Raw genomic sequence first — 7,886 nt, 5'->3', positions numbered from 1 at the left:
AATAAATGGAGCAGAAACATGGCGTGGAATCAGCCCGGGAATAACGGACAGGACCGCGACCCGTGGGGGAGCAGCAATAATCAAGGCGGCAACTCCGGGGGAAACAAGGGAGGGCGCGATAAGGGGCCTCCTGATTTGGATGATATTTTCCGCAAGCTAAGCAAAAAACTGGGTGGTTTCGGCGGGGGTAAAAATGACGGCGGCCAACAGGCCCCGGGACGTGGCGGTCGCCTGATCGGCATCGTAGCGGTCGCGGCGGTAGTGATTTGGGCCGGCAGCGGTTTCTATACCATTAAAGAGGCAGAACGAGGCGTGGTAACACGGTTTGGTAAGTTCAGCCATCTGGTTGAACCGGGCCTGAACTGGAAGCCAACCTTTATCGATCAGGTTCGCGCCGTCAACGTTGAGGCGGTACGCGAACTGGCCGCTTCAGGAACGATGCTGACATCGGACGAAAACGTCGTTCGTGTAGAAATGAACGTGCAGTACCGCGTCACTAACCCGGAACGCTATCTTTTTGCCGTGACCAGTGCGGATGACAGCCTGCGTCAGGCGACCGATAGTGCATTGCGCGGCGTTATTGGCCGTTCAACCATGGATCGCATCCTGACGGAAGGCCGTACCGTAGTGCGTAGCGATACGCAGCGCGAGCTGGAAGAGACGATCAGGCCTTACGATATGGGTATTACGCTGCTGGACGTCAACTTCCAGGCTGCTCGCCCGCCGGAAGAAGTGAAAGCGGCTTTTGACGATGCTATTGCCGCCCGTGAAAACCGCGAGCAGTACGTGCGTGAAGCTGAAGCCTATGCCAACGAAGTACAGCCACGTGCTAACGGTCAGGCACAGCGTATTCTGGAAGAAGCACGTGCTTATAAAACCCGTACGGTGCTGGAAGCCCAGGGTGAAGTCGCCCGTTTTGCCAAGCTGCTACCAGAATATAAGGCCGCGCCAGAGATTACCCGTGAGCGTCTTTATATTGAAACGATGGAGCGCGTCCTTAGCCACACTCGTAAGGTGTTGGTTAACGATAAGGGCAATAACCTGATGGTGCTGCCGCTGGATCAGCTGATGCGTGGCCAGAGCGCTCCGTCATCAGCCGGGCAGAGCAACAACAGTCTGCTCCACCTGCCGGCCGCCTCGGGCAGCAACGAACGTGCCAGTAACGGGTCGTCGTTCAGTCCGGACAGCATTATGGATCAGCGTCGGGTCAATGCTCAGCGTAACGATACCCAGCGCGAAGGGAGAGATTAAGGATGCGTAAGCCATTAATCGTGGTAATAATTGTGGTGCTGGTGGTGCTTTACGCATCGCTGTTTGTGGTACAGGAAGGCCAGCGCGGCATCGTCATGCGTTTTGGCAAGGTCCTGCGCGATGATGAAAATAAGCCGCTGGTTTATGCGCCTGGCCTGCACTTTAAGATCCCGTTCCTGGAATCGGTGAAGTCGCTGGACGCGCGTATGCAGACCATGGATAACCAGGCCGATCGCTTCGTGACGAAAGAGAAGAAAGATCTGATCGTGGATTCCTATATCAAATGGCGCATCAGTGATTTCAGCCGCTACTACCTGGCTACAGGTGGCGGCGACGTTTCACAGGCGGAAGTGCTGCTGAAACGGAAATTCAGTGACCGTCTACGTTCCGAAATTGGTCGTCTGGACGTAAAAGATATTGTCACCGACTCGCGTGGACGGTTGACGACCGATGTGCGTGATGCCCTGAATACCGGCAGTGCAGGTCAGGACGACGAGATCGCTACGCCAGCGGCCGATGATGCTATCGCTTCTGCAGCGGCGCGTGTAGAGCGCGAAACCACCAGTAAAGAGCCGGCGGTGAACCCGAACAGTATGGCGGCATTAGGCATCCAGGTCGTTGATGTGCGCATTAAGCAGATCAACCTGCCAACCGAGGTTTCGGACGCTATCTATAACCGCATGCGCGCCGAGCGTGAAGCCGTTGCGCGTAGTCAGCGTTCACAGGGTCAGGAAGAGGCTGAGAAACTGCGTGCGGGTGCCGACTATGAAGTAACGCGTACTCTGGCCGAAGCGCAGCGTACCGCGCTGATGACGCGTGGTGATGGCGATGCCGAAGCAGCGAAGCTTTTTGCTGACGCTTTTAGCCAGGATCCGGATTTCTATGCTTTTATCCGCAGCCTGCGCGCCTATGACAGCAGCTTCAACAGCAATCAGGACGTGATGGTGTTGAGCCCGGACAGCGACTTCTTCCGCTTTATGCAGTCGCCTTCGAAAGCGACTCGCTAACCGTCTTTTATACTCAGGCCGGGGATATTCCCCGGCTTTTTTATTTCTTTCTGCAAACCTCAGACAGGTGTTAATTAATTATCATCCTGACTACGCCATTTTTTAACACCTGCCGCTAAAGGGTCACCATGCTTAGGCTCATTTCATTACCCTTCCTGTACGCTAATTAATGGTGCCAGCATTCTATTTTTTATAATCAGTTGCCTTTATTAATTAAGCTGATTTTTTAGAATGGAAAGTTAATTAACTCTTTTAGATGCAGCATTAATAAAAGCGTGATAATAAGCAGAGCATGCAAAAATGCCGCCCGCCTTTAATTCACATGACCAAACCGGAACGGACTCCTGACGCGAAACAGAGGATTTAGGCAGACCGTTATAGCAACCTGCCTTCAGGCTGGAATATGGCCTGATTTCAAACATTCACCCATCTGATTCCTTTATATTGCCTGCATGATACAACCACAGAAGACTCCATACTTGAGCGTGTACTGAAGGGCAGCGGGCCACAGCGGCAGGCATTTGAGAGCTTTGGTCCACCGCAGTATAAGCTGCAAGAAAAAGCGCAGGCGAGGGCGATTTCCATTGCCGCCTCCGCCAGAAACATTAACCTGGCTGTTTGGCGAGCGGCGCCTCAGATCGGGACTGAAGCCCCCGCCTGGCGGGTTTGCTCGTTCTGCCTGTCACCGTTCCGATCGTCGCAGTGCCTTAGATACCGGTAACCGTTCGGGGCGTGCAAAGCGGGCAGGCCATTAACATGAATTCTTTCATTTTCCCGGCCAAACCGATAAAAAGCCGTGGCATACTACGGCTCTTTTTTCCGGGTAGTCATTTATGAATGCAACTGTTTGGTTAGCACTGGCATTAGTGCTGATTTTAGAAGGAATTGGCCCGATGCTGCTGCCGCGTATCTGGCGACGTTTGATCCTGACTATGGCCCAGATCCCCGATCGGTTACTGCGTCGTTTCGGCGGGGGACTGGTCGTTGCTGGCCTGGTAATTTGGTACAGCGTCAGCGTACATGGCGGCGGTTAACAGCATAAAAAGCGCCCGTCGGTGCCGGACAGCACGGCGGGGAAAAAAGTACGCAAACGTGTGCTAAAAGTGCTGAAAGACGTGTTTTACGGTGGTAGAATCCATTTTTAAGCAATCGGTGATTTTAGAAATGGGTAAGAACGTCGTCGTACTGGGCACCCAATGGGGTGACGAAGGTAAAGGAAAGATTGTTGACCTGCTGACCGAACGTGCGAAATACGTGGTTCGCTATCAGGGTGGTCATAACGCGGGCCACACGCTGGTCATCAACGGTGAAAAAACCGTCCTCCATTTAATTCCCTCTGGTATCCTGCGTGAAAACGTAACCAGCATCATCGGCAACGGTGTGGTGCTTTCACCGGCCGCGCTGATGAAAGAGATGAAGGGTCTGGAAGATCGTGGCTTTCCGGTACGCGACCGCCTGTTTATTTCCGAAGCCTGCCCACTGATCCTGGAATATCACGTTGCGCTGGACGTGGCGCGTGAAAAAGCGCGTGGCGCAAAAGCGATTGGGACCACCGGTCGCGGCATCGGCCCCGCTTACGAAGACAAAGTAGCCCGCCGCGGTCTGCGCGTTGGCGACCTTTTCAATAAAGAAACCTTCGCCATCAAGCTGAAAGAAGTGATGGAATATCACAACTTCCAGCTGGTGAACTACTACAAAGAAGAAGCGGTCGACTACGACAAAGTGCTGAACGATATTATGGCTATCGCCGATATCCTCACCAGCATGGTCGTGGACGTTTCTGAACTGCTGGACGGCGCGCGTAAAAATGGCGATCTGATCATGTTCGAAGGCGCGCAGGGCACGCTGCTGGACATCGACCACGGCACCTATCCCTATGTGACTTCCTCCAACACCACCGCAGGCGGCGTAGCAACAGGCTCCGGCATCGGGCCACGCTATGTAGACTACGTGCTGGGCATTGTGAAAGCCTATTCTACCCGCGTGGGTGCAGGCCCGTTCCCGACCGAACTGTTCGATGAAACCGGCGAGTTCCTGTGTAAGCAGGGTAACGAGTTCGGTGCCACTACCGGTCGTCGTCGTCGTACTGGCTGGCTGGATGCGGTCGCCGTGCGCCGTGCGGTACAGATCAACTCGCTGTCTGGTTTCTGCATGACTAAACTGGACGTGCTGGACGGACTGAAAGAAGTGAAGATCTGCGTGGCTTATCGCATGCCTGACGGTCGCGAAGTGACCACCACGCCGCTGGCCGCTGACGGATGGGAAGGCATTGAGCCTGTCTACGAAACGCTGCCGGGCTGGAGCGAAACCACGTTTGGCGTGAAAACGCTGGAAGGCCTGCCGCAGGCCGCGCGCGATTATATCAAGCGCGTGGAAGAAGTGACCGGCGTGCCGGTAGACATCATCTCTACGGGCCCTGACCGTAGCGAAACGATGATCCTGCGCGACCCGTTTGACGCATAGGATGTTATCCAGGCCGGGCACTGCCCGGCCATGATTTCTTCTCCCGCTTTCTCGTCCCGCCCTCGCTTTATCAGCGCTTACTGAAATAAAATGGCCTCGAACACGATGGCTGGTTTATCATCATTGACAACACACTCATTTTGAGCGGATTGCTGGCGCATTTAGCGCCGTGCCGTTGAGGTAACCGTGCAGCTAACAAGTTTCACTGATTATGGTTTACGCGCGCTGATTTTTATGGCCGCTTTGCCTGCGGGCAGAATGACCAGCATCACGCAGGTCACGGAGACTTACGGCGTCTCGCGTAACCATATGGTCAAAATTATCAACCAGCTGAGTCGGGCAGGCTATATCGCTGCAGTGCGGGGCAAAAATGGTGGTATCCGGCTGGGCAAACCGGCCAGTGAGATCGTCATAGGCCAGGTCGTCCGCGATATGGAGCCGCTCCAGCTGGTGAACTGCCACAGTGACTTTTGCCACATCACTCCGGCCTGCCGTCTGAAAACGGCGCTGCATGAGGCCGTACAGTGTTTTCTCGCCGTGCTTGACGGCTACACGCTGGCCGACCTGGTTGTCGACAACCATCCGCTCTACCAATTGCTGCAGATTGAGCAACCCTCTTTCCGCAGCTAATGACAACGGAGGAACCGCTATGTCAAAAGATCCATTTAAGGAACGGGAAGCTGAAAAATATGAGAACCCCATTCCCAGCCGCGAATTTATCCTTTCCCATTTAGATAAACGCGAAAAGCCTGCCAGCCGTGAAGAGCTGGCGGACGAACTTTCTATCTCTGGCGAAGAGCAGGTCGAAGCGCTGCGCCGTCGCCTGCGCGCGATGGAGCGTGACGGACAGTTAGTGTTCACCCGCCGTCAGTGTTATGCGCTGCCGGAACGTCTGGACCTGCTGCGCGGCAAAGTTATCGGCCATCGCGATGGCTTTGGCTTCCTGCGCATTGAGGGCAGCAAAGACGATCTTTATCTCTCCGCCGAGCAGATGAAGATGTGTATGCATGGCGATGTCATCCTGGCTCAGGCCATGGGCGCCGATCGTAAAGGTCGTCGTGAAGCGCGCGTGGTACGCGTGCTGGAGCCGCGTAATAATCAAATCGTCGGCCGCTATTTCACCGAAGCCGGTGTCGGTTTTGTGGTGCCGGACGACAGCCGCCTGAGCTTTGATATTCTGATCCCGCCGGAAGAGCTGATGAACGCCCGTATGGGCTATGTGGTCGTGGTGGAGCTGATGCAGCGTCCTACCCGCCGCAGCAAGGCTGTCGGTAAAGTAGTGGAAGTGCTCGGTGATAACATGGGAACCGGAATGGCCGTCGAGATGGCCTTACGTACCCACGACATTCCCCACGTCTGGCCGGAAGCGCTGGAACGTCAGATTGCGAAGCTGAAAGAAGAAGTGCCGGAAGAGGCTAAAGCGGGCCGCGTGGATCTACGCGACCTGCCGTTGGTCACCATTGATGGCGAAGATGCGCGTGACTTTGATGACGCCGTGTTCTGTGAAAGAAAACGTGGCGGCGGCTGGCGGTTATGGGTGGCTATCGCCGATGTGAGCTATTACGTTCGCCCCGGTACGCCGCTGGATGACGAAGCGGTTAACAGGGGGACGTCGGTCTACTTCCCGTCGCAGGTTGTGCCTATGCTGCCGGAAGTGCTCTCCAACGGACTCTGCTCGCTGAACCCGCAGGTGGATCGCCTTTGTATGGTCTGTGAAATGACCATTTCCGCCACCGGCAAGCTGACCGGCTACAAGCATTACGAAGCGGTGATGAACTCCTGGGCTCGCCTGACCTATAACAAGGTCTGGAGCATTTTGCAGGGCAATCAGGAGCTTCGCGAGCAATACCAGCCGCTGGTAAAAGATCTGGAAGAGCTGCACCGCATGTATCTGGTGCTGGAAAAATCGCGCGAGCAGCGCGGCGGCATTTCCTTTGAAACCGACGAAGCCAAATTTATCTTCAACGCCGATCGCCGTATTGAGCGTGTAGAGCAGGTGGCGCGTAACGACGCCCACAAGCTTATCGAAGAGTGCATGATCCTGGCGAATATCGCCTCAGCCCGCTTTGTAGAGAAAAACCAAGAGCCGGCGCTGTTCCGCGACCACGATCGTCCGAGCGAAGAAAATATCAAAAGCTTCCGTTCCGTGCTGAACGAACTGGGGCTGACGCTGGGCGGCGGCAACAAGCCGCATCCGCTGGATTACGCGGAGCTGCTGACGCAAATCTCTTCGCGTCCCGATGCCGAAATGCTGCAAACCATGCTGCTGCGCTCAATGAAGCAGGCCGTTTACGACCCGGAAAACCGCGGCCACTTCGGTCTGGCGCTGGCGTCCTATGCGCACTTTACCTCGCCGATCCGTCGCTATCCCGATCTGCTTCTGCATCGCGCCATCAAGTATCTGCTGGCGAAGGAAAACAATACGCTGCAGGGTAACACCACGCCAACGGGAGGCTATCACTACGACATGCAACAGATGCTGCAGTTTGGCCAGCACTGTTCCATGACCGAACGCCGTGCGGACGAAGCGACGCGCGACGTCGCCGACTGGCTGAAATGCGACTTTATGCAGGATCAGGTAGGGGAAACCTTTACCGGCGTAGTCTCCAGCGTGACCGGTTTTGGCTTCTTTGTACGCTTAAACGATCTGTTTATCGACGGGCTGGTGCACGTGTCCACGCTGGACAACGACTACTACCGCTTTGATGCCATCGGCCAGCGTCTGGTTGGCGAATCCAGCGGCAAAGCCTATCGCCTGGGCGATACGGTTGAAGTGCGCGTGGATGCGGTGCACATGGACGAGCGCAAAATCGACTTCGCGCTGGTTTCAAGCGCGCGTAAACCCCGTGGGGAAGGTAAAACTGAACGCGACCGGGCGAAGAAACCGGCTGCCCAGCACAGCGGTAAACGCCGTCGCGATCAGGCCAAAAAGGTGAACTTTGAGCCGGACAGCGCCTTCCGTAACGGCAGCGGCAAAGCCGCTACGGCAGACGGGGCAAAAAGCGAGAAAAAACCGCGCAAGCCGTCGGATAAAAGCCGTAAGATCGCCGCCGCGACACGGTCCAAACGTGCCGCGAAAAAGAACGATACGCCCGCATCCTGAAAGCGGGCAGGCGCATAACCTCGCCGCATCCCCTCACGGATGCGGCATGAAACGACCAGTTG

The 7,886-nt window shown here is 55.6% G+C and carries 6 protein-coding genes; all 6 read left to right on the top strand.

The window, feature by feature from the left end:
- The first annotated feature begins 18 nt into the window (after positions 1-18).
- The 6 genes from hflK to rnr all read left to right on the top strand — a co-directional run bounded on the left by hflK (position 19) and on the right by rnr (position 7,824).
- Positions 19-1,251, top strand: coding sequence for an FtsH protease activity modulator HflK (gene hflK / locus RTK32_RS15760; RefSeq protein WP_312045615.1), 1,233 nt, complete (start codon positions 19-21; stop codon positions 1,249-1,251).
- Positions 1,252-1,253: 2 nt separating this feature from the next.
- Positions 1,254-2,258 (top strand): protease modulator HflC, encoded by a 1,005-nt coding sequence (gene hflC, locus RTK32_RS15755; protein WP_312045614.1) that lies wholly within the window; start codon positions 1,254-1,256, stop codon positions 2,256-2,258.
- 833 nt (positions 2,259-3,091) lie between these two features.
- Positions 3,092-3,292 (top strand): DUF2065 domain-containing protein, encoded by a 201-nt coding sequence (locus RTK32_RS15750; protein ID WP_312045612.1) that lies wholly within the window; start codon positions 3,092-3,094, stop codon positions 3,290-3,292.
- Positions 3,293-3,422: 130 nt separating this feature from the next.
- Positions 3,423-4,721, top strand: a complete 1,299-nt coding sequence (locus tag RTK32_RS15745; RefSeq protein ID WP_312045610.1) for an adenylosuccinate synthase — start codon at positions 3,423-3,425, stop codon at positions 4,719-4,721.
- A gap of 186 nt (positions 4,722-4,907) precedes the next feature.
- Complete coding sequence (gene nsrR, locus RTK32_RS15740; protein WP_312045608.1) at positions 4,908-5,351, top strand: nitric oxide-sensing transcriptional repressor NsrR; 444 nt, start codon at positions 4,908-4,910, stop codon at positions 5,349-5,351.
- A gap of 19 nt (positions 5,352-5,370) precedes the next feature.
- Positions 5,371-7,824: a ribonuclease R gene (rnr, locus tag RTK32_RS15735; RefSeq protein WP_312045606.1), complete on the top strand. Its 2,454-nt coding sequence runs from the start codon at positions 5,371-5,373 to the stop codon at positions 7,822-7,824.
- Positions 7,825-7,886 lie beyond the last annotated feature (62 nt).

Source organism: Erwinia sp., assembly GCF_031978025.1.
In the GTDB taxonomy this organism is placed as follows: Bacteria; Pseudomonadota; Gammaproteobacteria; order Enterobacterales; family Enterobacteriaceae; genus Erwinia.
The sequence above is the reverse complement of the archived record's forward strand: the minus strand, read 5'-3'. Positions and strand labels throughout refer to the sequence as shown.

Bases quoted from the DNA above. Each gene is read 5' to 3' on its own strand.
- hflK (WP_312045615.1), top strand. From the start codon at position 19: ATGGCGTGGAATCAGCCCGGGAATAACGGACAGGACCGCGACCCGTGG.
- hflC (WP_312045614.1), top strand. From the start codon at position 1,254: ATGCGTAAGCCATTAATCGTGGTAATAATTGTGGTGCTGGTGGTGCTT.
- RTK32_RS15750 (WP_312045612.1), top strand. From the start codon at position 3,092: ATGAATGCAACTGTTTGGTTAGCACTGGCATTAGTGCTGATTTTAGAA.
- RTK32_RS15745 (WP_312045610.1), top strand. From the start codon at position 3,423: ATGGGTAAGAACGTCGTCGTACTGGGCACCCAATGGGGTGACGAAGGT.
- rnr (WP_312045606.1), top strand. From the start codon at position 5,371: ATGTCAAAAGATCCATTTAAGGAACGGGAAGCTGAAAAATATGAGAAC.